Below are 24,726 nucleotides of genomic sequence, written 5' to 3'. Positions count from 1 at the left end.
GTTCTTCGCGGGATCCTGGGAAAGTGGAAGTTGACAGACAGGGTGCTGGTAAACTGGTTGTCGCCAAACACACCACCACCATCACCCTGCTGTCGCCGTGCATCATATTGATATTACCTCCTTCTGGCCAGGTTATACCGTCATCGCCCAAGCGCTTTCTGCCAACCATCACACCCTGTTTACCCTTGAGCCTCGCGCCGACTTCTTGCCCCGTTGTCGCCGATGCCTGCAACCCACGCCATTGATCCACGACCAACGTATCCGCCGGGTGCGTGAGCGAGACCTATTTGACCGACAAGTCTGGTTACAACTGCCTGTTCGCCGCGTCGACTGTCTGCGCTGTGGTCGCGTCAGTGAACATATCGACTGGCTCCCCTCTGGCTCCCGCCTCACCCGGCGCATGCAGTGCTGGATTGAAGCGCTCGTTCAGTACCTCCCCATCCGCCATGTCAGCCAGCTCACCGGGGTCGGTTGGCACACCATCAAGGAGATCGACAAGCGCCGTTTGCAGACTAGTGTGGGCACCATCGAACTTGGGGAGGTGCGGCGGCTGGTGATGGATGAGTTTGCCCTGCACAAGGGACACCGCTATGCCACCGTGATCATGGATGCCGAGCGAACCCGCGTCCTGTGGGTGGGGCACGGCAACAGTCGGGCCGCTATCCGTCCCTTCTTCGAGCAGCTCGGCGAGCGATGCCAGCAGATTGAGGCGGTGGCGATGGACATGAACACGGCGTTCGACCTGGAGGTGAAGCAACACTGCCCGCAGGCGGAGGTGGTCTACGACCTGTTCCACGTGGTGGCTCGCTATGGCCGAGAGGTGGTGGACCGGGTGCGAGTGGAGCAGGCGAATGCACTGAAAAGCGATAAACCGGCGCGAAAAGTGGTCAAAAGTGCGCGTTGGTTGCTGCTACGTAATCGGGCGAAGCTGAGTGAAAAACAGGATGTGAAGTTGCAGGAGCTGTTGGCGGCGAATCAACCGCTGGCGATGGTGTACGTGCTGAAAGAGGCGTTGAAGGGCATCTGGTATGCGCCGAGCGTGTGGGAAGGATGGCGACGATGGCGGAGCTGGATGCGGCAGGTGAAGGAAAGCGGGCTAGCGCCGCTGCAACGATTTGGTCGAAATTTATCGAAATATATGCGGGGGATCCTGGCGAGTGCAAACTACCCGATGCACACGAGTGTGCTGGAAGGGGTGAACAACAAGATCAAAGTGATAAAGCGCATGGCATATGGATTTAGGGACTCAGAATACTTTTTTCTGAAAATCAAGGCGGCCTTCCCCGGAAAGCCGCGATGAACCAAAAAAACGGCAGGATAACTATCCTGCCGTTTTCAATGGGGTGAACAAGGTGGCTTAAAAACGGGACTTGTCTGGTGCTACGTGCTATGAAAGGGGCCGATGCTGATACGAACGATGGCAAGGAAGGATTGATGACGCCGCTAAACCACTATCTGCCTGCCTATCACTTCTGTGAAGAGCACGCTCGCGACATTGCCGCCGACCCGCGCACCGTCATCCAGGCGGCGTCCAACTATCGACCGGAAGCGGATCCGGCCTTTCGCCACCTGATCGGCTTGCGGGAAGTGCCGATGCGCCTTGGGCATCTTCTTGGCCGCCAACAGAGCGCCAGCCCGCCTCCCTTTGGCTTGGACAGATTCGTGCCGCTCGACAGCCAGGACGACAACACGCTGCTCTACGGCCTTGTCGGCCGGTTCTGGCGGCCGGACTTTGGTCTGGTGACCATGGCGGACAGTCAGGCTTATCTGGACTTTGCGGCGCCAGGCGTCGCCAAGCTCGCTCTGGGGTTTTCGGCCAGCCGCCAGCCAAACGGCACCACCCGGTTGACCACCCAGACAAGGGTGTTCTGCCCGGATCTGGCCTGCCGCCTCAAATTCGCACCTTACTGGTATCTGATCCGCCCCGTCAGCGGCCTGATCCGGCGCCGGATACTGGGCGCCATCAAGGCAGAAAGCGAAAGAGGGTTGTAAGGCCATGCCGGAGTGTTCACCTGTACTTTCACTTTTTGGCACAAACAAGAAGATGAGGGATTAATGACGTCTGAGTTCCCCATTGCCGTGCTTGCAGCCATGGAATACAGCCGCACCTGCGAAATGGGGCTGACCCAGGGAAGGTGCGAACAAGTCCCTGATATGAGATCATGTTTGTCATCTGGAGCCATGGAACAGGGTTCATCATGAGTCATCAACTTACCTTCGCCGACAGTGAATTCAGGGAAAGTGCGAACAAGTATCCCACGAACAAAAAATGAAAATTTTAGTCATTTAATATCAATGGGTTACCAGTAAATGCTCTCGTGCCATATGACTTATTCGCACCTTCCCTTAGTCTTTCAAGTCGATGATAGAAATCATATATACTGGGGTAGCACAGAGTTCCAAGCGGAAATGTTACCAAGTGCACTCCCATCTGTTTAGTAAATAATCATCCACTGCATAGAGTTTTCATGGCTGGCTACAGGCTGTCAGATTTAAGACGGTAAGCAGCGTGAACCAGCCTATCAATACCCCGTCATCTCCAGATAGCCAACGCCTTTTGCATCCCCCGAGACGGACACCGCCCCTTCCCAGTAGTCAAAGCGCCCCGTCATGGCCTGATTGGGTTGACGCGCTTTAATAACGAGATTCAAATCGGCGGCTTCCAGCTGCCACTCGATGGGGTAGGCTTGCCCCTTGGGGCCGCGCCAGGTCTTGCCGGGGGTGAGGCGGATGCGATCTGGGCTTAATACCCGACTGCTGCCGTCTCGTTCAATCAGGATGCCGTAGCGGTTCTCAGGCTCAGTGTGGCCCGCTTTGGTGCGCAGGCGAAACAGCATCAGCTCGCGCCCGTCATCAAGTTGCAGGGAGAACCAGTCCCAGCCCGATTGCCACTCGGCCAATACCGAGCTGCTCCACTCGTGATCAAACCACCCCTCACCGCTGACGGTGCGGGTCTCGCCATCCAGGGTCAGGGTGCCGCTGATGGTCAGGCGCGGGTAGGAGTAGTAGAAGGAGGCGTTGCCCGGGCTCTTCTCGCTGTAACCCGCTTTGCCTTGCAGCACCGCGGGCTTGGCGGCGCTCACCTGCACATCAAGATCCCCCGCCTTGCTCTGCACCTTGAGGGTGGCGGGAAAGAGCGCTTCCCCTTGAGAGGCCAAGACCCACTCTTTCAGCCAATACTCACCGCCGCTGGCACCGGCGAGCCCAGGCCCCTGGCGGCTGGTGCGCTCGTCCTGCTGGTGGCTGCCTTTGCTCACATCCGTGATGGCGAACTGGGCCAGCCAGAGTTGAGGGGTGAGCCAGGGGTTTTCCGATGTGATCCCCTGCTCGATGCCTTGGCGAAACAGGGTCCACTGCATGCCGTAGCCGCGCCCCTGATCGTCTTTGAGGTTGCCGGTGAGATACCACCACTCGGAGCGGTAGTCGGGGTGGGCAGCGTGATCCGCGGGCAGGTTGATGGATTGACCCGGCTGGGCCTTTTTGAAGTGATCGTTGCCGCCACCCAGGATGGCCCCCAGAGCACTGGCCTGCGCGTGGCCGCTTATGGCAATAAGCGGGATCAAGCGGGCTGCAAGCCACAGGGTCCGTAAAGAGGACAAGATTCCCCTCACCCTGGCCCTCTCCCGAAGGGAGAGGGGATGGTTCGCGGCAGCTCTGTGCGCTTCTCTGCGCTGAATCAAGTGCGGTGACAGAGATCTGGTCAATGGGGACGTCAAGCCATGGCTGAGCCAGTGCGCCAACCGATATGTCATACCACTCTCCTTGCGGCGTACCAGGAGGCCAGCGCCCCGCACACCGGCGCCAGCAGAAGCGCCGTGACGGCGTGCAGGGGGGCGGCCTCGAAGGCCAGCCGCCAGCCAAAGGCGCGGGGGTTGACCACCTCAATCAGCACCCAGGCAAGGCCATAGCCCACCGGCAGGGCCAACAATGCGGTGAGCAGTCCCAATCCCGCCCCTTGCCACACCAGCAGCCGGCGGCAGTGGCGGGGGCTCAGGCCAAGGCTTTGCAGGGTCTGCAACTCGCCGCGCCGGGCCAGCCCCAGCACCATAAAGGCCGAGCCGATGCCGACGAAGGCGATCCCCAGAATGAGCAACTTCAATAGCTCGGTCACCACAAAGGTCTGATCGAACACCCTGAGGGCGGCGGCGTGGATGGCGGGGGCGGGCAACAGGTTCACCTGCTCGCCAAACTGGCTCCTGAGCCTGTCGCCAAGGTGCTCGGGGTCCGGGCTGAAGAGGGCAAGGGATTGCACCTTGCCCCCTTCGAAGGCATGCAGTATCTGCCCCTTGTCGCTGCCGTAATCCTGATAGACGCCGGTGACGGTGAAAGCCCTCGGCCCCCCCTCGCTGGTTACCTCGAGGCGCTGGCCCACCCTGACCCCGAGGCGAACCGTCAGCGGTTCGCTCGCCAGCACCTCGTCGGGAGCGGCGGGCCAGCGCCCGGCCAGCAGGGGATAGGCGGCTTTGAGCTCGGGAATAAAGTCCATCTGCGCCCACTCGATGGGCTGCCCCTGCCAGCGGGCGGGGAGCACGGCGCGGCGGGAGGCGGCGCGCACGTCCGGCGAGGCGAGGATGGTGTTGAGGGTCTGCTCGCCGAGGGCGCCCCTGCTGCCTGCCACCCCTTTGGGGGCGGTGACGTAGAGATCGGCGGCCAGACGCTGGCCGAGCCAGATCTCCACGCTCGAGCGAAAGCTCGACACCATGACCCCGATGCCAATGGCCGCGGCGATGGCCAGTTGCAGCGCCATCACCGCAATGGCGGTGCGATCCAGGTGATAGAGGGTTTCGGCCACCCCGAGCCGGGCGGTGAGGGGGCCGCGTGCACTCAGCCGCCCCAGCAAGGAGCGAAGGGCATCGGGCAGCAGGAGGGCCATGGCGAGCAGCCAGCCTCCGGCCACGAAGAGGGCGCCGCCAAGGCCGGTTTCTGGCCGCCATAGACACAGGGCGCACAGCAGCAGGATGGCGATGGCAAGGCCCCGGCGTTGCCAGGGGTGAGCCGGTGGGCGACTGTTGCCCTCTCGCAGCGCAAGGGGGGATTGGCGCAGCAGTTGCCACCAGCCGGGCAGGTTGGCGGCAAGCATCCCCAGAAGGCCAATCACCAGCGCCTTGCCAAGGCTCGTCGGGGAGAGGCGCAGCAGGTCGATGGGGTTGGGGCCATAAAGATCGGCCAGCGCCTGGGTGAGCTGCCCCATCAGGGCGAGGGCCAACAGGCTGCCCAGCAGCAGCCCGAGCAGGGTGCCGATGCTGGCGAGGATCAGGATCTCCAGGGTCAGCCAGCGCAGCACCCGGCGCGGCGGCATCCCGAGAATGATGAGCTGGGCGAGCAGGGGGCGGCGCACGCTCTGCACGAAGCGCTGGGCGTTGAACACCAAAAACAATCCCACCGCCATGGCGAGCAGGGAGAGGGCGGTAAGGTTCAGGGCCAGCGCATCCCCGAGCTGGCTGGCATCGAGCGCCGGGCTGATGGGCTCAAGCCAGAGGGGTTGATGGGGGGCATTGGATTGCAGGGCCGCCTGCAAGGCTCTTTGCAAGGTATTGGCCTCTTGCTCGCTGAGCTTGAAGACGATGCGATCCAGTCTGCCTTCCTTGCCAAGCAGGGGCTGGGCGAGGCCGATGTCGGTCACCAGCAGCCGCTCCATGGGGACGGCGCCGGGCTCGAAGGTGCCCGCCAGGGTCAGGGTCAGGGGGCGTTGCCCCTCATCCCCCAGCACAAAGGTTCGCGACTGGCCCGGTTGCCAGTCAAGGCGCCTCGCCTCGGGGGCGGCCAGCCAGACGCTGTCGGCGCGATTCAACGAGACATCGGGTTGGCTGTCTGGCGCATCGCCAAAGAGGCGGCGCAGGGGGCCGGGGTTGAAGAGATCCATCCCCAGCATCTGGAAGCTGCGCCCCTGCTCGTCCTTGAGCCAGGCGTGAAGCTCTGGCATGGCGTCAAGGTTCGGCTGGCTTCGCACCAGCCTCACGTAGACTTGCTCATCCAGGCCACCCTGGGGGGCCAGGCGGTAGTTGGCCTCCCCGGCGAGCTGGCTGCGGGCGGCGACGAAGTTGGTGCGGGCGCTGTGGTTCAAGAGCTCGATGGCCACCACCAGGGTGACCCCGAGGGTGAGCCCGGCCAGGCTCATCAAAAGCAACCAGGGGTAAGCGCGATAGAGGCGCAGCAGCGCCTTGAGCGGCAACATCAGCAGGCCCCCCGGCAAACGTCAGCCATGGCGGCGCCCCTTGAGCTCGACCAGTTGCCCCCCTTCAAGGCGCAGCACCCGATCCGCCAGGTCGCCATAGCCCGGGTTGTGGCTCACCAGCAAGAGACCGGCGCCGGTATCGCGCACCGCCGCCATCATCAGGGCCATCACCTGCTCGGCGTTGTGTTCATCAAGGCTCCCGGTGGGCTCGTCGGCAAGCAGCCAACGGGGCTGATGAATGAGGGCGCGGGCCAGCGCCACCCGCTGGCGCTGGCCGCCGGAGAGCTGCTCCGGCCAGGCGTGGCGCTTGTGGCTCATGCCAAGGCGCGCGAGCAGGGCATCGAGGCGCCCATCGTCCTGGGGCAGGTTGTTTATCTGAAGGGGCAGGGCGAGGTTCTCGGCCACGGTCAGGGTCGGCAGCAGGTTGAAATCCTGATAGACGATGCCGAAATGGCGCCCGCGAAGCCGGGCACGCTCGTCTGTCGGCAGGGTGTCGAGGCGGGTCTCTTCCAGCCAGATCTCCCCCTCGTCCGGGGCGATGAGACCGGCGATGAGGTTGAGCAGGGTGGACTTGCCACAGCCGCTTTGCCCCAGCAGCAGGCAGGTTTCCCCCGGGGTGAGGGCGAGATCCAGCCCCTCGAACAGGGGGAGCGTCTCGCCGCCGTTGGCGAAGCGTTTACTGAGGTTGCGCAGGCTAAGCATGGGATAACCGTTTGATGGTCAATGGCTTTCACAATGTCCGTCACTATGCCAGTTAGTGATCGCGCCTGCAAAAGGGATGGGGATCCTCGCTGGATCCCGCTCGCCTGAGGTGGTTAGAATAGGGTCTTCCATGGGTCACAGGATGAGCAAGGATGTTACACAAGCAAGTCAGTTTTATCGTCGACAGCAAGGGCGTCAAGCAGGCTGCCGTGGTCCCCATCGATATCTACAACGAGCTGATGACCCTGCAAAAGGCCCTCTCCGACAACAAGCCGGGGGAGCGAGAGCTCTACCACTTCAACGGCAAGGGGGCAGAGGCCCATGGTTATCCGGTGGGCAAGCGGCAAAACCCCGGTTTCATGGTCCAGGCGGGCTCCACCGCCAACGGCGAGGATGCGGCCTCCCTGCGCGAGGCGGTGATCGAGCTGCGCCAGGAGCTGCTGGGCAAGGGGGTACTCGTTCCTCACCCCGAAGGGGGCTTCATCTTTACCGCCGATCAGCTCTTCAACAGCCCGAGCCTGGCCGCGAGCCTGGTGGCGGGCAACAACCGAAGCGGACTGGATGCCTGGCAAAACAGCGCAGGCTACACCCTCAAGCAATCGGGTTTTGGCAAGAAGACCTCCTGATGACGGGGCCCGGCAACGGGCCTCGCTCATGTTTGCCTGAGTGCCCGCGGCGGGCCGCTCATCAGGATGACAAAGAGAGCAGCTTCCCTTTGCGCTGCTAGCCTCAATGCCAGACGCCTGCCAGGAGATGCCGCCATGTCTGGACTCCTTCGCCTCGTGCCCGGGGCGGCCCTGCTCAGTGCCCCCGCAGTTGCGGGCAACGGCCCCCTCGATCTGACCCACAGCGGGGTCGGGCTCTTCGCCCTCGCCATCTTCGCCCTGGCTTATGCCCTGGTGATGGCCGAGGAGCACCTGAAGCTGCGAAAATCCAAGCCGGTGCTGGTGGCCGCCGGCATCATCTGGATAGCCATCGGCCTGGTCTATACGGGGCAGGGGCACAGCGAGCTGGTTCAGGCCGGTTTTCGCCACAACCTGCTGGAGTATGCCGAGCTGATGCTCTTCTTGCTGGTGGCCATGACCTATGTGAACGCCATGGAGGACAGGCTGCTGTTTGCCGTGCTGCGGGTACGCCTGGTGCAGGCGGGCTTCAGCCTGCGTACGCTCTTCTGGCTCACCGGTTTTCTCGCCTTTTTCATCTCCCCCGTGGTGGACAACCTCACCACGGCGCTGCTGATGTGTTCAGTGGTGCTCAACGTGGCCAACGGGGAGCGCCGCTTCATCAACCTGGCCTGCATCAACATCGTCGTGGCGGCCAATGCGGGCGGCGCCTTCAGCCCCTTTGGCGACATCACCACCCTGATGGTGTGGCAGGCGGGCAAGGTGCCGTTCCAGCAGTTCTTGCTGCTCTTCATCCCCGCCCTGCTCAACTTCCTGGTGCCGGCCACCCTGATGAGCCTGATGGTGCCCCGTCTGGTGCCCGCCATGCCGGGCGAGATGGTGGTGCCAAGGCGCGGCGCCGTTGTCATCGTGCTGCTCTTTGTGCTCACCATAGTGACCGCCGTCGCCTGCCATCACTTCCTGGGGTTGCCCCCCGTGCTCGGCATGATGATGGGGCTGGGCTACCTGCAATTTTTCAGTTTCTATCTGCGAAAGACCCAGCCCGTCACCCTGGCCCGGGCACGGGCGCTGTATGAGCGCACCGGGGACGAGGCCAGGCTGCTGCGTCTGGGCTCGGTGGTGCCGTTCGATGTGTTCAACAAGATTGCCAAGGCGGAGTGGGACACCCTGCTCTTCTTCTACGGGGTGGTGATGTGCGTCGGCGGCCTCGGGTTTATGGGGTATCTGGCGCTTGCCTCCCATTTCCTCTATGACGGTGGCGATCCAACCCTGGCCAACGTCGCCATCGGCCTGCTCTCCGCCCTGATCGACAACATTCCGGTGATGTTCGCCGTGCTCTCCATGGAGCCGCAGATGAGCACGGGGCAGTGGCTGCTGGTGACATTGACCACCGGGGTGGGGGGCAGTCTGCTCTCGGTCGGCTCCGCCGCCGGAGTGGCCCTGATGGGGCAGGCCAGGGGCATGTATACCTTCGTCGGGCACCTCAAGTGGTTGCCTGCCATTTTGCTTGGTTATATGGTCGGCATAGGGGCGCACCTGTGGCTCAACAGCGCCCTGTTTTAGGGAATCCGGTTCCAGGCACCAGGGAGAGGCAAGATGGGACAACTGTTCGAGGCGCTTTCGCCGCGCCATGTCACCTTTATCGAGGGGCAGAAGATCTTCTTCGTCGGTACGGCAGCCGCGAAGGGATCGGTCAATCTCTCCCCCAAGGGCGGGGATTCGCTGCGCGTCCTCGATGCCCACACCCTGGCCTGGCTCAACCTGACCGGCAGCGGCAACGAGTCCGCGGCCCAGGTGCTGCAACAGCCGCGCATGACGGTGATGTTTTGCGCCTTCGAGGGGGCGCCGCTTATTCTGCGAGCCTATGGCCAGGCACGGGTGCTGCACCGCACTGATCCGCAGTGGCCGTCGTTGCTGGCGCTGTTCCCCCCAAGCGTCGCGGCTCGCCAGATCTTCCTGCTGAACATTGAACGGGTCCAGACGTCGTGCGGCATGTCGGTGCCTCTGTATGAGTACCAGGGAGACAGGGAGGATCTTGCCAACTGGTCCGAGCGGCAGGGCCGGGAGGGGATTGAGGCCTACTGGCGCAAGAAGAACCAGCTAAGCCTGGATGGGCTGGAGAGCGAGATCCTGGCGCGCAGCGGGTTGCAGGCCGATGACTGAGGCCTGCGCCCCGATGCAAAAAGCCCTGTCCATGGACAGGGCTTTTTCATTGCAAGGCATCAGGGGACGCGCTTGCCGCTCAGCAGCCAGTAACTGAGGGCCGACCCCAGGCCGCAACCGGCGATGGCGATGGCCATGGGGAGCGGCGATTCGGGGGGATTGAGGTTGACCAGTACCCCCACCAGGGCCCCAAGGCCAAAGCGCAGGGTACCCGCCAGCGCCGAGGCGGTGCCTGCGGACTGGGGGAAGTGGCCCATCAGGCCGGTCATGGCGTTGGCCCCCACCAGGCTGATGTGGCCGACGAAGAGCACGACGGGGATGACGATGCCCCACAGGCCCCCGGTCTGGTTCCAGGCGTTGTAGATGAGCAGGGCCCCGGCGAGCGGCAGCACGGTCAGGCCGTATCGCAGCATGCGTTCGGCACCCACCCCTTTCACCAGCCGGCTGTTGGCGAAGGTGACCACCATCATCAGCAGGATGTTGAGACCAAAGAGCCAGCCATAGTGCTCGGTCGGCACCTTGAAATACTCGATGTAGACATAGGGGGATGCGCTCAGGAAGGCAAACATGCCGGAGCTCGACAGGGCGCCGCACAGCACATAGCCCATGGCACCACGGTGGGAGAGCACCCCCCAGTAGTTGCGAAGCACCTGCCCGAGTCGCAGGGGCTGCTTGTGCTCGGGTTTGAGGGTCTCCTCAATCTTCCACTGCATCACCAGGCAGATGAGCAGGCTGATGGCCACCAGCAGCCAGAAGATGACCCGCCAGTCGCTGTGAGCGCTGATGTACCCCCCTACCACCGGGGCCACCAGGGGGGCGAGGGTCATCACCAGGATGACGAAGGACATGGCGCGGGAAAACGCATCCTTCTCGAACAGGTCGCGCAGCAGGGCGTTGACCACCACGGAACCCGCGGCGCCCCCTGCGGCCTGCAACATGCGCCAGGCGAGGAGCTCAGGCAGGGAGTCCGCCATGGCGCAGCCCACGGAGGCCACGGCAAACATCGTCAGGCCCGCCAGGATCACCGGCTTTCTGCCGAAGCTGTCGGCGAGCGGCCCGTAAAAGTGCTGGCCGATGGCAAAGCCCCCCAGGAAGGCGCTGATGGTGAGCTGGGCGCCGTCGATGCTGGTAGCCAGATCCCGGGCGATGGCGGGAATGGCGGGCAGATACATGTCCACCGCGAGCGGAGTCAGGCCCGCCAGGGCGCCGAGCAGGATGAAGAGGAAACGGGGGGAGAGGGGGGCGTGGGGCATAGGCTATCCAGTCTTGATGAGTGCGAAGTCAGGGAGTGACAAACATCCAGTCTACCAGTTTTGGTGACGGGGGTGATCCTGTATGCCGAGCCAGAGGCCGGGCTCGGCGTGAAAGCGGGGGGCAAACCAGACTCGCTGGCCACCAGCGGGCAGATCCTCCGGGCCGAGGGGGCGCCGGCTGAGCCGGCAGGCCCTTTGCGCCAATGCAAGGCGTGCATCCCCCTGATACCAGCCGTCGGTGACGGGCAGGGCCGTGGTCTCTCGCAGCAGCCTCACACCCCACTGGGTCACCAGCGCCGGGCACGCTTGCTCGGCCAGTCTGGAAGCCCGGGTCATGGCTGGTGCCGCCAGCGGGGTGAGGGTGCAGAGCAGCAGCACGAGGGCCCCCAGCATGGCTGGCAGCTCGCCCCGGCGTGGCAGCCAGCCTGCCAGCAGCACGATACCGAGCAGGGTGATGGGCGCGAGATGGCGGGGATTGTCCGGATTCTGGCCAACCAGGGTCCAGAGCAGCAGGGCGAGCCAGTAGAGCGTCCAGAGCACGGAGGGGGTCGCATTGTGATCTTTTGACCGTTGCCAGAGTGGCAGTATCAGCAAGGCTCCCATCAACAGGGGCCAGAGCGGGGTGAGCTGATCGTTGAAGGTATTCGCCCAGCTCAGCAGTCGATCCCCGTGGGCCGCCGCCGTGTTGCCCCACAAGGTAAAGTGACCGTCGGTAAAGCGGCGCCCCTCGCTGAAATAGGCCCAGCCATCGGCCTGCCAGACAAACAGCAGGCAGGCTAACCCCACCAGCGTGATGGGGAGCATAAACCTGACGCGCATTCCCTTTTGCGCCATCCCCAGCCAAAGGGGCAGCAGCGCCAGCACGAAGTAGGAGGGGCGCAGCGCCAGCATCAGGCCCAGCAGCAGACCCGCCAGCGTTATCTTGCGCTGTTGCAAGCCCAGGAGAGCTCCGAGCCAGGCGGCCAGCGCAGGCCCGTCCGAGAGGCCGGAAAGAGCGAGAGTCGGGGTGAGCGGCAGGGCCAGCACCAGCAGCCAGACCGGCGCCAGCAGGCTGGGCCGTTGCCACAATCTGACCGCCAGCGAGGCGGCGAGCGGCGCCAGCAAACAGCTCCCCAACAGGCTTGCCCACTGCACCGCGCGGGCCGGTTCGTCCACCGCCAGATTGATCAGCCGCGCCAGCCAGATAAAGGCGGGGTAGCCCGGAAAGTGGGGGGAGAACTCCAGCACGCTGAAACGCACCACCCCGTGGGCGAAGTTGAGGGCATCGTCGGAATCGAGGGCCACCGGGAAGGCCAGCAGCCAGCCAAGCCAGACCAGTTGTAGAAGGATCAGCAAGTAGGGTCGATTAGCGAAGCGTAATCGGCCGTGGTAACGCCCCCCTTCTCCCCTTGCGGGAGAAGGGGCGGGGATGAGGGGGGCCGTCGTCATCGATGAGAGGTCATCAAAGTGCGTAGGGTGGGTAGCGCGCAGCGAAACCCACCGCTTGTCACAGCGAGGTGGCGTAGTGATGGGCAGGTAGCCATCAGAGCGGTGCCAGCACGGCCATCAGCGCTTTTTCGGCATCGCTAAAGGCGGCCGCATCGGCGGGCTTGGCGCCCACCCCGAACACCCCAGGGTTGCCGATGGCATCGAGCACCTTGGCCAGCGCCTGTTCGGCGGCCTTGCGATCCCCTTCATTGAGGGAGGGGAGGATGAGATCCAGGAAGCGCTTGCTCTTGACCACCAGCACCTTGGCGGTCTGGTAGTCGCCAAGGTTCTGGCTGGCCCCCTCGAGGCGGCGCTCGATCTCCGCCTTGTAGGCCCGGTTGAGCAGGGCGGCGGTGGCTGCGGCGTCTTTGGCCTTGATGGCGGCTGCCAGCGGTGCTTGCAGCTCGACCTTGTGGTGCTGTTCCAGATAGGTCAGCTCCTCGGCAATCTCGCTCAAGGTGGCACTGGCATCCTTGCCGTCAGTGGCGGCGCCCAGCAGTGCCTCGCGAGCATCGATCAGCGGCTCCTTGCCGGCAGCGGCGTAGGAGTAAGCCTGCGCCTGCCCGCAGAGGGCCAGCAGCAGGGTGAGGGCAAGTAAACCCGGGCGGATGGTCATCCTGTTCTCCTTACTTATGCCAATGGCGCGGTCAGGCCACGCTCTGGGTTTCGATCACGGTGTTTTCGTTGCGATGATTGAAGATGGCGTGGCGTCTGTCCACCCCGTCGATCACCATGTCGGCGGCCATCATCCCCATCTCCATGGCGGTGTCGGTGAAGATGTAGCGGAATGTCCCCTGACGGCCGGTCATGATGAGGTTGGTGATCGGCATCAGCGCCTTGATGGCTTCGTTGCGGCGGGCCTGATAACCCAGATCCATCAGCGGATAGGCGTACTCGCTACGTGCTTCAAAAGTCTCATCGCCAAGTTTCTGGGTGTCGACGCCGAGGCTTGCGAGATCGGCGGTGACCCGGCCGCGCAGATCAGAGAGCGGTGCCTGCCAGGTGGCATCCCCCGGGTTGCAGGGGATCTCCAGCATCACGGATGTTTGCCCCATTGGTGCCATAAAGGGGCTGCGCCGGCGGGGCTCTTGCAGACGGGTCGCCAGAATATGGGGGTCGGAGAGGTACTGCCAGGTGTTGTCCGACAGGTTCTCCTGTTTGAGGGGCATATTGACGAAGCGAAGCGACCGGTAGTGGAGATCGCACGGCAAGCCCAGATGCTGGCAGGTGAGCGGCAGCGGCAGGGTGGAGATCACCTGATCAAAGCGCTCGCTCTGCTCCACGTCATCTTGTTTCCAATACACCCGTTCGATGCGGCCATCAGCCTGCTCGAGGCGGGTGATGGTGGCGCCGGTCTTGAGTGTGACGCCTTCTGTCACCAGCCGCTCCCCCAGGGTGGTGAAGATCTGGCCAAAGCCATACTTTGGATAACGATATTTGCGGGCATAGGTGCGCACCGAAAGGCTGCCGTTGCGCCTTGGCAACAGGCGGCGCGCCACGTCTTTGAGATCGATCAGGCTGATGCGCTGGCCAGCCCAGTCGGCGGAGAGCTTGTCCGGATTGATGCCCCACAGCTTGCCAGTGTAGCCCTCGAAGAACTGGCGGTAGAGGGTGCGACCGAAGTGGCTCTGGATCCACTCGGCAAAGCTCGCCTTGGCAAAATCGGTGGGCTTCCTGGCAAAGGGCAACAGCAACAGATCCTTCACCGCACCGGCCATCAGGGCCAGCGGCGCCGTCTTGAGCAAATTGGGCAGGTTCAGGGGGTAGTCGTAGGTGCGCCCGCCAAAGCGGATGACGCTCTTTCGCTCGGCGTGGAGCAGGTCGTCCCCCATCAGCTCGTCGATAAAGGCGAGCAGCTCGGGGTTCTTGGTGATGAAGCGGTGGCCGCCGTAGTCGAAGCGATACTCGCCGTCGCGCCCCTTGAAGGTCTGGGTGGCGCACATGCCGCCCACGACCGGCTCCTGCTCGAACAGGGTGACGGTAAAACCGGCCTGGCGCAGGCGCCAGGCGGCCATCAGACCGGCGGGGCCGGCGCCCAGCACCGCAATGTGCTTCTTGTTGCTGTCGTTCATGAGTGTTCCGAAACGGCGTGATAGCTGGGGGAGCGCGCCTGTGCGCGGCTCCCGAACAGAGTGTTATCCCGGGCTCAGCCCCTGGTCGGGGCGGCGCTCCCCTGGGGGCGATAGTTGCGATGCCAGAGGGTGACAAAGATGATGAGGTAGCTTGCCCAGGTCAGCAATTGCAGGCCGGCCGGTGAGGCGTTGTAGCCAAACAGGGCGCGCAGGAAGGTGCCGAATACCCCCTGATCGTCGAGGATGTGGCTGATGTTGAAGACAGGCGTGGTCCAGAAAGTGATGACGTCCGCTGCCTGCAACATGTTGACGGCGGACGAGAGCAAGCCTGCGGCGATGATGATGATGAGCAGGCCGGTCCAGCGGAAGAAGGGGGCCAGCGCCACCTTGCGGGTGGAGCGCAGCAGCCCCCACACCAGCACCACAGAGACCAGCAGCCCCGCCAGCGCCCCCATCAGCCCCTGGTGCAGATCCACCCCTTGCCCGGAGTAGACCAGGGCCGAGAAGAAGAGCACGGTTTCAAAGCCTTCGCGCATCACAGCCAGGAAGGCGAGCAGCACCAGACCAAACAGGTTGCCACCGTCGATGGCGGCATCGATGCGCGCCGTCATGGCCCCCACCTGGGATTTGGCCTGTTTTTGCATCCAGATAGCCATATAGGTGAGCACCAGGGTGGCAAAAATCAGGATCCCCGCCATCAGCAAATGGTTGTAGCGCTCGCTCTCGAACTGGCTCACCACCACCTGGAACAGGAAGGCGATGACAAGGGAGGCGACAAGACCGAGGCCCACCCCCAGATAGATGAACTTGTTGTAGCGGCTCGCCCCCAGCTTGGCGAGGTAGGAGAGGCAGATGCCGACCAGCAGGAAGGCTTCCAGCCCCTCGCGCAGGGTAATGAGAAAACTTGCGAACATCAGGATTGAGGCTCCGTATCGGGCGTAACGGGGAGGGGCTGCAGGGTCAGTTGCAGCCGATTGAGTTGCACTATGGGTGGCTCCGGCAAGCTCGGCTCGGCGGCGCGCACCGCATCATTGACCCACTTGGGGTAGGTGCGGAAATTGAGTCTGATATCGGCCTTGAAGGGCCCCTGGGCATCAGCCGGCAGCGGCCAGACTTCATCGCGCCAGCCATCGGCCGGGATGCGGGTGTCTTCAAGGAGCTTGGCGTAGTGCCAGAACTTGAGCCCCACCGGCTTGCCCTCGGCATCGCCGAACACCTTTCTAAATAGCCGTGCATCCTCAGGGACTGCGCCATCCACCGGCTGGCCGCTTTGGAGCACCAGCTTGCCGCTGGCGTCGGTGACGGTCAGCTCCAGCCAGAGTTCACGGAAATCGGCGACCCCGGTGGGCAGGGCGTGGCCGGCGCCGGTATTGGCGACTCTCACCACCAGCGCGGGTTGGCCACTCTGGTTTTCAATGCGGGCCGAGAGGGTGGCGCTGGAGCGCAAGAGCGCCAGGCTCTCCTGCTCGAGGGTTGCATTTCTCAGCCCCACCAGCTGATGCTGGGCGCCGGTAAAGTTGTGGCGATAGAGCCGCTCTTTCACGGTGCCGTTTTCGGTGGACTGGCCCGCCACCGGCGCGCCGCCGTTGCCAGGTGTAGGATTCATGTGGCAGTCGATGCAGGTGCGCCGTTTGGCAGGATCTTCGGCTTTGGCGAAGCTGGAGCTTTCCCACTCATCCCAGGTGTTGACGATATTGGCGCCGGTGCCGGGGGCGAACTCGTTGTGGCACGACTTGCACAGGGCCGCGTCCCGGTAGAAATCCTTCTGGTAGGAGGCCTTGTGCATGGCGGGGCGGGCGTTGATCTGCCGCTCTGCCAGCCAGTGCTGGAGGCTGCCGCCGGCGGCATCCTCGAACACATAGCTCTCGCGGTCTTTCAGATTCACGGTAAAGGCGCTGTTGCCGCCGGCATCCTCGAGCCGGGTGATGCGATGACAGAGCACACAGCCGGTGCCTTCTTCCACCACGGGCTCGCCTTTCTGGTGGGCCGCAATGAGCGAAGCACCGCCCTGCTCGAACATGTGAGAGCCCTTGGGCAGATCAGTCTGACCGTTCATCACCTGCTGGGGCATGTGACAGCCCTGGCACCACTGGCCGAAGGCCTCCCCTTCGGTTTCGCGGGCCAGCGCCTGCACCACCTTGTAGTAGGGGTGGGAGTTGCCCATCAGCCGGTGGTTGCTCTCGCTCCAGTCCTTGAACGCCTGTTGGTGGCAGTTCTGGCAGGAGGCGGAGTTGAGCCACTCTTTCGGGTGGGTGGTCGGCGCCTTGGCAGGATCCCTGCGCGGGGCATCGAGCCGCAGCCAGTTGGCCAGATAGGGGAGGTTGCCGTCACTGGTCACGAAAGCGTGCAGATCCTCCATCATCGCCTGCACCTCGGGCTGGGGCCTCGCGGGGTCAACCGCATCGGCCCCATCGCGGGTGTCATGACCCATGCCGCCCTGGGTCTGCTGGGTCATGCGCAGGTATTCGCCGATAAAGTCCCCCGCCACCATGTTGGCGAGGTTGGCGTGGCCGTTGATGGCGTTGTCACCGCTCTGCTGGCGATGGGCCGCCATCAGATAGCGGTTGGTGAAGTTGAACCCGTCCAGATGGCAGGAGTTGCAGCTCATCCAGTTGTCCCCCGCCATGGGGAAGCGGCTATTGGCGGCGGTATTACCCAGGTTGAACAATCGTTCACCGCGCTTGAGGGCTTTGGGGCGGGGATCCGTCTCTACCAGCTTGGCGAAGTGGGGCACATCGACGGTGACCCGGGCAAACGGGCCGCTGCCGCCGCTATTGAGACGGGTGAGATCCTGCCCCATGACGTTGTGCACCAGGATATGGTCGCCATCGATCAGCAGATCCCGCGGATTCTGGCCCGGCAGGTGACGCAATAGCTGGGTCGCCTTGGCGCCACCCTGAAACTTCTTGCGGCGGTGGCGGTTGTTGTTCTGCTTGCCGCTGCGCGACAGGTCGAACACCAGCAAGTCTTCAGAACCCGCCAGGGTCAGATAGACCCGCTTGCCATCGGCGGCGAAGCGCGCCGCGAACGGGTTGGAGACGATCTGGCTGCGGTTGCCGACGCTGGGCAGGTTGATCTGCAAGAAGAGCTGTTTTCTTTCATCGACCCGCTCCTTCTCTTCATCGAGATCGATGATGGAGACGGCCGGGAAGACGGTGCTCTGAAACTGGAAAGGGTGGTCGAAACTCCAGAGCACGTGGGGCAGCCAGGCTTCGCTGCCATCGGGGGAGAGGGCGATGCCATCCAGCAGGCGTGGCAAGCCCTGCGAGTCGCTTGGGGTATCGCTGTGGGTCTCGGCCAGGGTGATGAGCTTGGGCTTGGGCAGGGTAGCCCCCTTAGCGTCCTTCTCAAGCTTGGCGAGATCATAGATGGCGAGCTGGCCGGTCATGGCGTGGGTGAGCAGCAGGCGATCGTCGTCGGTCAGGGCCAGCCCGCGGGGTGTCTCGGCGGTTTCTGCATCCAGCTGCAGCTTGCCCGTGGTGTCGTAGGCTTGCAGGCGAGCGGATTCGAACAGCGTGACCCAGAACCACTGTCGCTTGGGATCGAAGATGACGCCGTAGGGCCTATGGCCGGTGGGGATCGCCTCTTCCAAGTCGAGATCACCATCCAACAGCAGCAGGCGATCGCCGCTGTAGTCGGTGACCAGCAGGGTGCCATCGCCGGCGCGGGCCAGCTGGCGCAGATCGCCCCCCAGTTGTGCCTCTTTAAGTCGCTTACCGCTATCGCGTTCAAGCAGGGTGACCGAGCCTGCGCTCTGGTTGGCGGTGACGAGGCGCGGGGCGTTCCCCTCGTCATAGGCAATCATGGCGGTGCCCATCTCCTGGGCCGAGGCGGTCCCCAGCAGCAGGGCGGCCAACATCAGGGATAACAACAACTTCAACATAAGATCAGGTGCGCCATTTCAAGATGGTCCAGCGCCAGGCGTGGCGAAGCACCAGGGGAGTCAACGCGAGGGCGCTCAGCCAGTGGGCCCAGCTGGCAAGGTTGCCGAGGCTGTCCCCCGGGGTGCCGTGCAGCACCAGCACCAGTCCGCTTGCCAGACAGACCAGCAGCAAGGCTTCGATGATGCGCCCCGTGGTGCGCAAAAAAGGCTTGCGGCTCTTGCGCAGCAGGCTGCGATGGGAGAGCCAGAAGGCGCCAAACAGCAGGGGGAACAGGGTGAGCGAGAGGGCGACGTGCAGGAACAGATTCCAGCGTGCCAGCGACCAGAGCGGGGTCAGCGGTTCCCACAGCAGCAGGCCGGAGAAGAACATCAGATAGAGGGAGCCCTCGGCGGCCTGATGGTGATAGGCCAGCCACTGCCAGCAGTGTCGTGGTGAGAGGGAAAGGCTTGTCATAGGTGCTCCAACGCCCGGGCAGTAAAGCCCGGGGGAGCAAGTTTACAATGCAGTAAAGGTAATGAAAAGAGTTATCAATTCGGCCTTTGATGAATAAAGGCTGAATGGAAACCGGAGTTACTTGTGGTCCGCCAGCCGCTCGGTGACAGCGTAGATGAGCGCTGCGGTGGAGAAGGCGAGGAAGACGATGACCGACCACTTCATCTCGATCTCGTTGCCGGTACCGTCGGTCAGGAAGGCCTTGAGCACCTCGATCCCGGCGATGGTGACCAGGGAGTTGATGACGATAAGTTTGAGGGAGGCGAAGTTGATCTTGCTGAGCCAGTTGTCGCCAAGGGCTGCCCGCTGCTCCGGGGTCTTGATGAACTGCACGTAGCCGCAGATGGCCACCAGGATCAGCATCTGGGCCACCAGCACGAAGTCCACCAGGGTCAGCACCCCTGTGATGAGATCCAGATAGGGGATGTCGATGATGTCGCGACACAGCTCATAGAGCTGCATGGCGAACTTCACCATCAAGAGGGCGACACAGACAAGGATGCAGACATAGAAGGGAAACATCATCAACCGGCTGCCATTGAGCATTAAGTTGAAACGGCGCATGAAAACTCCTGAAGAGGGTAAGGTTGCGCTGATTATGGCGCGAAATGGCCCTCAGGGGGATCCCTGTCGTTCACAACCCTTGATGACGAGCAGTGCGAGCCGGGCGACAGAATGCAAAAAGCCCAGCCAAAGGCTGGGCTTTCGAATGTGGCTCCCTCGACAGGACTTGAACCTGTGACATACGGATTAACAGTCCGCCGTTCTACCGACTGAACTACGAGGGAATTGGCTCCTCCTACTGGACTTGAACCAGTGACATACGGATTAACAGTCCGCCGTTCTACCGACTGAACTAAGGAGGAATGGCCTGTCTCGTCGAGACGGTGCGGATATTAATGGCCCGTCCGCCGGGTGTCAACCCGCGATCCGCTGCAAAAAGGGGATTTTGGACCGTTTGCCCAAAACTTGGCCGCTGCGGACTATTTTCAGCACAATCAGCAGCTTGGAGTGAGCCTCGCAGGCTCGCCAAGGGGGAAGCAGCCGAGTAAGGAGGTAGATGAAATGCATTGGCTGCCGGGACAAGATGAGGGAGGGGCGAGCGTCGGCACAGTATCCGACGGGTAGATATAAAGAGGGGGAGGGCGCGCGACCAGGATAAGGAAGGGGAAAATTGGTTAGCAGGCGAAGTGAGCGTGCTGCGTAATGGTGAGAAAAATGGTCGATATGCTGACTATCACCGGCAATATTGCGTGGTAACGGCCATTCATTGATCCCGCCCATCGAAATATTTCATCGGCTGGGGTATGGTTGGCCAAGATACCATCGCCGTGTCGACAGCTCTGCCGGCCCTTGATGATGATCGGGCGCCGGTTCAATCCGGCCTTTATCTCCCTCTTCTGGTATTACGAATACATGCACAACCAAGCACCTTTGCAAAGCGTGAAGCTGGCCATTGCTTTACGCCAATCCTGTATTGACGAACCCTACAGCGTTCCCCGCTTCGGCCGCGACCTGATCGCCGGCATCACGGTCGGCATCATCGCCATTCCGCTGGCCATGGCGCTGGCCATCGCCAGTGGCGTGCCGCCGCAGCACGGTCTCTATACCGCCATCATCGCCGGCATCGTCATCGCCGTGACCGGCGGCTCCCGCTTCTCCATCTCGGGGCCGACCGCCGCCTTCGTGGTGATCCTCTATCCGGTGGCCCAGCAGTTCGGCGTGGGTGGCCTGTTGATGGCGACCCTGATCTCGGGTTTCTTTCTGGTAGCCATGGGGGTGGCCCGGCTCGGACGACTCATCGAGTACATTCCGCCTTCGGTGACCCTGGGCTTCACCGGTGGTATTGCCATCGTGATTGCAACCCTGCAGATCAAGGACTTCTTTGGCCTGCACGTGCCCGAGATGCCGGAAACCTACATCGGCAAAGTCGAGGCGCTGGCCCATGCCCTGCCCAGCTGGCAGTGGGGGGATACGCTGGTCGGGGTTGCGACCCTGGCGGTGCTGCTGCTCTGGCCGCGCCTGCGCCTGCGCCTGCCGGTGCCAGGCCACCTGCCCGCCGTGCTGGTGGGGGTGGGCCTTGGCTTTGGCCTGCATCAGTTCGGGGTGGACGTGGCCACCATCGGCAGCAAGTTCAGCTATACCCTGGCCGACGGCAGTCAGGGCATGGGGATCCCGCCCATCGCGCCGACCCTGGTAATGCCCTGGGCGCTGCCGGGGCCGGACGGGGCACCGGTGGAGTGGAACCTGGCCGCCATCGAGCGGCTGCTGCCTGCCGCCTTCTCCATGGCCATGCTGGGGGCCATCGAATCCCTGCTCTGCGCCGTGGTGCTGGACGGCATGACGGGTCGCAAGCACAGCTCCAATGGCGAGCTGCTGGGGCAGGGGCTCGGCAACATACTGGCGCCCTTCTTCGGCGGCATCACGGCGACGGCCGCCATCGCCCGCTCCGCCGCCAACGTGCGGGCCGGTGCCACCTCGCCCATTTCCGGTATTGTCCATGCGCTGGTGGTGCTGGCTGCCATCCTGGTGCTGGCGCCCTGGCTCTCCTGGTTGCCGCTCTCTGCCATGGCCGCCCTGTTGCTGCTGGTGGCCTGGAACATGAGCGAGGCCCACAAGGTGGTGGATCTGGTGCGCCGGGCGCCCAAATCCGATGTACTGGTGCTGCTGGTCTGCCTGTCGCTGACCGTCATCTTCGACATGGTCATCGCCATCACCTTCGGGGTGATCCTGGCCTCTTTGCTGTTCATGCGCGAGATAGCCAAGATGACCAGGCTGCACAACCTGGCGGATCACAAACGCTATGCCAGCGAGGTGTCCCCCTCGACCCTTGTCTACAAGATCAACGGGCCACTGTTCTTTGCTGCCGCCGAGCGGGTCTTTGACGAGTTGCTTGCCCAGATGAAGGACCACAAGGAGTTGATCCTGCAAATGGAGGCGGTCTCCATCCTGGATGCTGGCGGTCTCACCGCCTTCCAGCAGTTCGCAAAACGCATGGCCAAGGCGGGGGCCCGTCTCAAGGTAGCTGAATTGCAATTCCAGCCTCTCAAGACCCTGGCGCGGGCCAAGGTGCGTCCGGTGGCGGGAGAGCTGGAGTTCTACGGCTCGCTGGAAGAGGCGATTCGAGGAGAACATTTGCACGAAGCGGTTGAAAATTGATGGAAAGGTATAGGAAATGGCATATTTTTAGTCACTTGGTTCGCTTATTGAGCAAACAGTGGCAAAAGATAAAAAATTGCATTGACCGCCTCGCGCCTATCCCTTACATTACGCCCCGTTCCAGCGCAACGGCGCAGCGAATTCGTGTTGGCTGAACACGTTAAAGCACAGACCAAAATTGGGTGCGGTGTCCGAGTGGCTGCCCACCGACGAAGTCGGCAAGATGCACGCGCAGCGTGCTCTGAAAGCCACTTCAAGCAGTGAAAATTTGGTGAGGTGTCCGAGTGGCTGAAGGAGCACGCCTGGAAAGTGTGTATACGGCAACGTATCGAGGGTTCGAATCCCTCCCTCACCGCCAAATATAACCCGTTGAATTTCAACGGGTTTTTTCATTTCTAGACTTACGTGATTTTTTTCCTGGATCAACTGGGTGGAACAATCATGTATCTGAGTAAAAATGCCTCCGGCACCTACTACACTCGTCTCCCGCTGCCTAAGTCACTACGTGATCGTGGCTTGCCCTTCGCTATCCGTACTTCCCTTTGCACCAAAGATCGTCAGCTCGCAGTAGACCGAAACCTGGCTGTGGCAGCTCGTACTCGCGCACTTATCGCGGCTACCCCTGCTGATACTTCCCCTCGCAGTTTCTATCGCTGGATCCGCGCCGATCTAGACGCGTTCAAAGCTGCGGGGTTCATCCCTCTTCAAACACCTTCCACACCTCGTGAACCTTCTGTTAATGCCTCAGCTTGCCCTAGCAGTGGGATCACGCTCAGCCATGCACTGGCGAGATTCATCGAGACTAAAGCCAGTGAGGGGATCCAGCACAAGACGATGGGCCAGCTCCAACTTCGGATCAACGCCTTCGTCACCTGGGCCAAAGGGGTTAAGGTCGATGAGGTGACGCCCGCGCAGGCACAGGAGTATCGCAACGGCTTGCTGCGTAAGAGCGACATCAGTTTCAAAACCAAAGGAGATTACCTCGCCGCCCTGAAACAGTTCTTCCGTTGGTGCGTGGCGCTGGACTATTGCAGCCGTAACCCTTTTGATGGGTTGACGGCAGGCAAGAAGCCGCACAAACGGGCGGATGAGGAGCGAGTGCGCTGGCATCGCCCTCAACTGGCTCAGCTGTTTGCCAGCCTGCGCAGCAAACAATCCCAGAAAGGCCAAAAATTGAGAGTTCAAGACTGGTGGGTGCCCCTGCTGTGCCTGTATGCCGGGCTGCGACCCTCCGAGGCTTGCCAGCTCAAAACTCAGAACATCAAACAGGTTGAGGGGATTTGGTGTCTGATGGTCGATGCGGGAGAGGCGGATCAACAGCTCAAAACTGCCAATGCGTACCGTACCGTGCCGTTGCATAGTGCGTTGATTGGACATCAATTCCTGGATTATGTGGAGAGTCGTCGCAGTCAAGGGAAGGTATTTTTGTTCGATGACCAACCATCAGGCAAAGACGACGACTGGGCGCATAACATCACCTGTCGCTTCCAACGCCACCTCAATGATGCTGGCATCGTAGGTCAGGGCCGTCCCACGCTTTACGGGCTGCGGCATAGCTTCATCGATGAGTTACAGCAGGCGGATGTCGCTGAGCATTTTGTGGCCGAACTTGCGGGACACAGTAAAAACGGCCTGACGTTTGGGCGCTACGGCAAGCGACTAGGTATTGCGTTGCTGCGAGAAAAAATCGAGTTAATCCCCAGCGATTTAGTCGATTTTTGAATATCAGGCGAAATAGGCATTCCTGATTACCCATGACCCTCAGCCAGCTTCAAGAGCCGATATGGCATCGGAGGGCTTGCCACGACTGCATGCCCCAATTCAACCAACATGCTCTTGAGGTCAAAACGATGATTAAACCGGAAGCAGTATTCCGCAAGATGCCTTGGTAAATGCTTCGCTCCGAGCGTATGGCAACTGCCCCGCAGCGAGTTTTTCACATTTCCTATCATCGTGTTTACCCAGTTGAATGCCGGATGATCCAGCCAGTCCAGGTTGCCCCCGGTGACAACACCCAGGTGCTCACAATTGGCCTCCTTGACCGCTTTGAAACAGGCCAATCCATCGGATATCACCGCGCTGCCACTGGCAATATGCCGTTTTGCCCAATCAGCAACGGACTTGGTTTTGAAACCATCGACCACCGTCATCCGCATCTTGATTGGATGTCCTTCCTTGTTCAGGGCCACTGCTGCCACAAACGGCGTCTTGCCTGCCGCGCCCCGACCCCGTTTGCCACCACGGCGCTCGCCCCCCCAGTAGACATCATCGAGCTGAATGATGCCGCTGATGGGCTGCTTGTCATCGGACTCTTTCATGGCTTGCAGCAGCTTGTGCTTGAGCATCCAGGCGGTGTCATATTTGACGTCCAACTGGCGCTTTAGCTCCATCGCTGACAAGCCAGTTTTGGTCTGTGACAACAGGTGCATTGCCAGAAACCACTTGGTCAGTGGGAGCTTGGTGTTTGCGAAAATCGTGTTTCCAGTCAATGACATCTGGTGACGGCAGTGATTGCATTGCCACACACGTGGCCGCCTTCTCAGGCGACAACAGGTCTTGTTGGCACATTCAGGGCAGACAAAGCCGTTAGGAAAACGCCAAGTGAACAGCGCGTTTTCGCACTGAGCCTCAGTGCCATAGTCCTTGAGAAACTCAAACAGGCTGTAGCCTTTCTGGAATTGGATTTTGCTTTTGGCCATGATCTCGCACCTCGATAACTGTACGTAAGTTCAGTAT

The 24,726-nt window shown here is 62.0% G+C and carries 19 protein-coding genes and 3 tRNA genes; 8 read left to right on the top strand and 14 right to left on the bottom strand.

From position 1 onward, the window contains the following. The first annotated feature begins 97 nt into the window (after positions 1 to 97). On the top strand, positions 98 to 1,300 hold the full coding sequence (locus I6L36_RS04060) for an ISL3-like element ISAeme19 family transposase (RefSeq protein WP_080988673.1): 1,203 nt from the start codon (positions 98 to 100) through the stop codon (positions 1,298 to 1,300). 134 nt (positions 1,301 to 1,434) lie between these two features. Further along, on the top strand, positions 1,435 to 1,992 hold the full coding sequence (locus I6L36_RS04055; RefSeq protein ID WP_109113318.1) for a hypothetical protein: 558 nt from the start codon (positions 1,435 to 1,437) through the stop codon (positions 1,990 to 1,992). 530 nt (positions 1,993 to 2,522) lie between these two features. Here I6L36_RS04055 and I6L36_RS04050 read toward each other — a convergent pair. The 3 genes from I6L36_RS04050 to I6L36_RS04040 all read right to left on the bottom strand — a co-directional run bounded on the left by I6L36_RS04050 (position 2,523) and on the right by I6L36_RS04040 (position 6,877). Next, entirely contained in the window at positions 2,523 to 3,563 is a 1,041-nt protein-coding gene (locus I6L36_RS04050; RefSeq protein ID WP_162540702.1) for a lipocalin-like domain-containing protein, read from the bottom strand. A 185-nt stretch (positions 3,564 to 3,748) separates the two neighbouring features. After that, complete coding sequence (locus I6L36_RS04045) at positions 3,749 to 6,175, bottom strand: FtsX-like permease family protein (RefSeq protein WP_216986982.1); 2,427 nt, start codon at positions 6,173 to 6,175, stop codon at positions 3,749 to 3,751. Positions 6,176 to 6,196: 21 nt separating this feature from the next. Beyond that, positions 6,197 to 6,877 carry an ABC transporter ATP-binding protein gene (locus I6L36_RS04040; protein ID WP_041215391.1) on the bottom strand — a complete coding sequence of 227 codons (681 nt, stop codon included), beginning with the start codon at positions 6,875 to 6,877 and terminating at the stop codon, positions 6,197 to 6,199. 152 nt (positions 6,878 to 7,029) lie between these two features. Between I6L36_RS04040 and I6L36_RS04035 the strand changes: the two genes are divergently transcribed. The 3 genes from I6L36_RS04035 to I6L36_RS04025 all read left to right on the top strand — a co-directional run bounded on the left by I6L36_RS04035 (position 7,030) and on the right by I6L36_RS04025 (position 9,663). Further along, positions 7,030 to 7,503 carry a DUF4357 domain-containing protein gene (locus I6L36_RS04035; protein ID WP_010674381.1) on the top strand — a complete coding sequence of 158 codons (474 nt, stop codon included), beginning with the start codon at positions 7,030 to 7,032 and terminating at the stop codon, positions 7,501 to 7,503. A 135-nt stretch (positions 7,504 to 7,638) separates the two neighbouring features. Continuing rightward, positions 7,639 to 9,063 (top strand): sodium:proton antiporter NhaD, encoded by a 1,425-nt coding sequence (gene nhaD, locus I6L36_RS04030; protein ID WP_109112993.1) that lies wholly within the window; start codon positions 7,639 to 7,641, stop codon positions 9,061 to 9,063. A gap of 33 nt (positions 9,064 to 9,096) precedes the next feature. Further along, positions 9,097 to 9,663, top strand: a complete 567-nt coding sequence (locus tag I6L36_RS04025) for a pyridoxamine 5'-phosphate oxidase family protein (protein ID WP_109112994.1) — start codon at positions 9,097 to 9,099, stop codon at positions 9,661 to 9,663. A 59-nt stretch (positions 9,664 to 9,722) separates the two neighbouring features. On the opposite strand, the gene I6L36_RS04020 is transcribed toward I6L36_RS04025, so the two are convergent. From I6L36_RS04020 to I6L36_RS03975, 10 genes are all read right to left on the bottom strand, one after another. Then, positions 9,723 to 10,916, bottom strand: a complete 1,194-nt coding sequence (locus I6L36_RS04020; protein ID WP_109112995.1) for a Bcr/CflA family multidrug efflux MFS transporter — start codon at positions 10,914 to 10,916, stop codon at positions 9,723 to 9,725. A gap of 51 nt (positions 10,917 to 10,967) precedes the next feature. Continuing rightward, a complete protein-coding gene (locus I6L36_RS04015; protein ID WP_201920088.1) occupies positions 10,968 to 12,251 on the bottom strand; it encodes a hypothetical protein in 1,284 nt (427 codons plus the stop codon). A 187-nt stretch (positions 12,252 to 12,438) separates the two neighbouring features. After that, entirely contained in the window at positions 12,439 to 12,999 is a 561-nt protein-coding gene (locus I6L36_RS04010) for a hypothetical protein (RefSeq protein ID WP_109113231.1), read from the bottom strand. A gap of 31 nt (positions 13,000 to 13,030) precedes the next feature. After that, positions 13,031 to 14,455, bottom strand: a complete 1,425-nt coding sequence (locus I6L36_RS04005) for an FAD-dependent oxidoreductase (protein ID WP_109113232.1) — start codon at positions 14,453 to 14,455, stop codon at positions 13,031 to 13,033. A 74-nt stretch (positions 14,456 to 14,529) separates the two neighbouring features. Further along, positions 14,530 to 15,369, bottom strand: a complete 840-nt coding sequence (locus tag I6L36_RS04000) for an FTR1 family protein (RefSeq protein WP_201920091.1) — start codon at positions 15,367 to 15,369, stop codon at positions 14,530 to 14,532. Then, positions 15,369 to 18,338 carry a YncE family protein gene (locus tag I6L36_RS03995; RefSeq protein WP_162540661.1) on the bottom strand — a complete coding sequence of 990 codons (2,970 nt, stop codon included), beginning with the start codon at positions 18,336 to 18,338 and terminating at the stop codon, positions 15,369 to 15,371. Before I6L36_RS03995 ends, I6L36_RS04000 begins: the two co-directional genes overlap by 1 nt. 4 nt (positions 18,339 to 18,342) lie before the next feature. After that, a complete protein-coding gene (locus tag I6L36_RS03990; RefSeq protein ID WP_109113071.1) occupies positions 18,343 to 18,792 on the bottom strand; it encodes a hypothetical protein in 450 nt (149 codons plus the stop codon). Positions 18,793 to 18,909: 117 nt separating this feature from the next. Next, positions 18,910 to 19,395 carry a YqhA family protein gene (locus tag I6L36_RS03985; RefSeq protein ID WP_005301997.1) on the bottom strand — a complete coding sequence of 162 codons (486 nt, stop codon included), beginning with the start codon at positions 19,393 to 19,395 and terminating at the stop codon, positions 18,910 to 18,912. A 148-nt stretch (positions 19,396 to 19,543) separates the two neighbouring features. Then, positions 19,544 to 19,619: transfer RNA gene (locus I6L36_RS03980), tRNA-Asn, on the bottom strand. Between the two features lie 2 nt (positions 19,620 to 19,621). Then, positions 19,622 to 19,697, bottom strand: a tRNA-Asn gene (locus I6L36_RS03975). A gap of 490 nt (positions 19,698 to 20,187) precedes the next feature. Here I6L36_RS03975 and dauA point away from each other — a divergent pair. The 3 genes from dauA (at position 20,188) to I6L36_RS03960 (ending at position 23,712) form a co-directional block, all read left to right on the top strand. Beyond that, entirely contained in the window at positions 20,188 to 21,990 is a 1,803-nt protein-coding gene (dauA, locus tag I6L36_RS03970; RefSeq protein WP_216986981.1) for a C4-dicarboxylic acid transporter DauA, read from the top strand. A 270-nt stretch (positions 21,991 to 22,260) separates the two neighbouring features. Then, positions 22,261 to 22,348: transfer RNA gene (locus I6L36_RS03965), tRNA-Ser, on the top strand. Between the two features lie 83 nt (positions 22,349 to 22,431). Then, positions 22,432 to 23,712 (top strand): site-specific integrase, encoded by a 1,281-nt coding sequence (locus tag I6L36_RS03960; protein WP_254203462.1) that lies wholly within the window; start codon positions 22,432 to 22,434, stop codon positions 23,710 to 23,712. Between the two features lie 26 nt (positions 23,713 to 23,738). Here I6L36_RS03960 and I6L36_RS03955 read toward each other — a convergent pair whose 3' ends face one another. Next, entirely contained in the window at positions 23,739 to 24,689 is a 951-nt protein-coding gene (locus I6L36_RS03955) for an IS1595-like element ISKpn3 family transposase (RefSeq protein WP_216986719.1), read from the bottom strand. Positions 24,690 to 24,726 lie beyond the last annotated feature (37 nt).

The sequence above is a fragment of the Aeromonas sp. FDAARGOS 1406 genome (assembly GCF_019048565.1).
Classification (GTDB): Bacteria; Pseudomonadota; Gammaproteobacteria; order Enterobacterales; family Aeromonadaceae; genus Aeromonas; species Aeromonas caviae.
This window is presented reverse-complemented; position numbering and strand designations above follow the sequence as displayed.

Coding starts and splice junctions, on each gene's coding strand:
- I6L36_RS04040 (WP_041215391.1), bottom strand. CDS start 6,877: ATGCTTAGCCTGCGCAACCTCAGTAAACGCTTCGCCAACGGCGGCGAG.
- dauA (WP_216986981.1), top strand. CDS start 20,188: ATGATGATCGGGCGCCGGTTCAATCCGGCCTTTATCTCCCTCTTCTGG.
- I6L36_RS04020 (WP_109112995.1), bottom strand. CDS start 10,916: ATGCCCCACGCCCCCCTCTCCCCCCGTTTCCTCTTCATCCTGCTCGGC.
- I6L36_RS04035 (WP_010674381.1), top strand. CDS start 7,030: ATGTTACACAAGCAAGTCAGTTTTATCGTCGACAGCAAGGGCGTCAAG.
- I6L36_RS04045 (WP_216986982.1), bottom strand. CDS start 6,175: ATGTTGCCGCTCAAGGCGCTGCTGCGCCTCTATCGCGCTTACCCCTGG.
- I6L36_RS04010 (WP_109113231.1), bottom strand. CDS start 12,999: ATGACCATCCGCCCGGGTTTACTTGCCCTCACCCTGCTGCTGGCCCTC.
- I6L36_RS03995 (WP_162540661.1), bottom strand. CDS start 18,338: ATGTTGAAGTTGTTGTTATCCCTGATGTTGGCCGCCCTGCTGCTGGGG.
- I6L36_RS04005 (WP_109113232.1), bottom strand. CDS start 14,455: ATGAACGACAGCAACAAGAAGCACATTGCGGTGCTGGGCGCCGGCCCC.
- I6L36_RS04000 (WP_201920091.1), bottom strand. CDS start 15,369: ATGTTCGCAAGTTTTCTCATTACCCTGCGCGAGGGGCTGGAAGCCTTC.
- I6L36_RS03985 (WP_005301997.1), bottom strand. CDS start 19,395: ATGCGCCGTTTCAACTTAATGCTCAATGGCAGCCGGTTGATGATGTTT.
- I6L36_RS03990 (WP_109113071.1), bottom strand. CDS start 18,792: ATGACAAGCCTTTCCCTCTCACCACGACACTGCTGGCAGTGGCTGGCC.
- I6L36_RS04025 (WP_109112994.1), top strand. CDS start 9,097: ATGGGACAACTGTTCGAGGCGCTTTCGCCGCGCCATGTCACCTTTATC.
- I6L36_RS03955 (WP_216986719.1), bottom strand. CDS start 24,689: ATGGCCAAAAGCAAAATCCAATTCCAGAAAGGCTACAGCCTGTTTGAG.
- nhaD (WP_109112993.1), top strand. CDS start 7,639: ATGTCTGGACTCCTTCGCCTCGTGCCCGGGGCGGCCCTGCTCAGTGCC.
- I6L36_RS04055 (WP_109113318.1), top strand. CDS start 1,435: ATGACGCCGCTAAACCACTATCTGCCTGCCTATCACTTCTGTGAAGAG.
- I6L36_RS03960 (WP_254203462.1), top strand. CDS start 22,432: ATGTATCTGAGTAAAAATGCCTCCGGCACCTACTACACTCGTCTCCCG.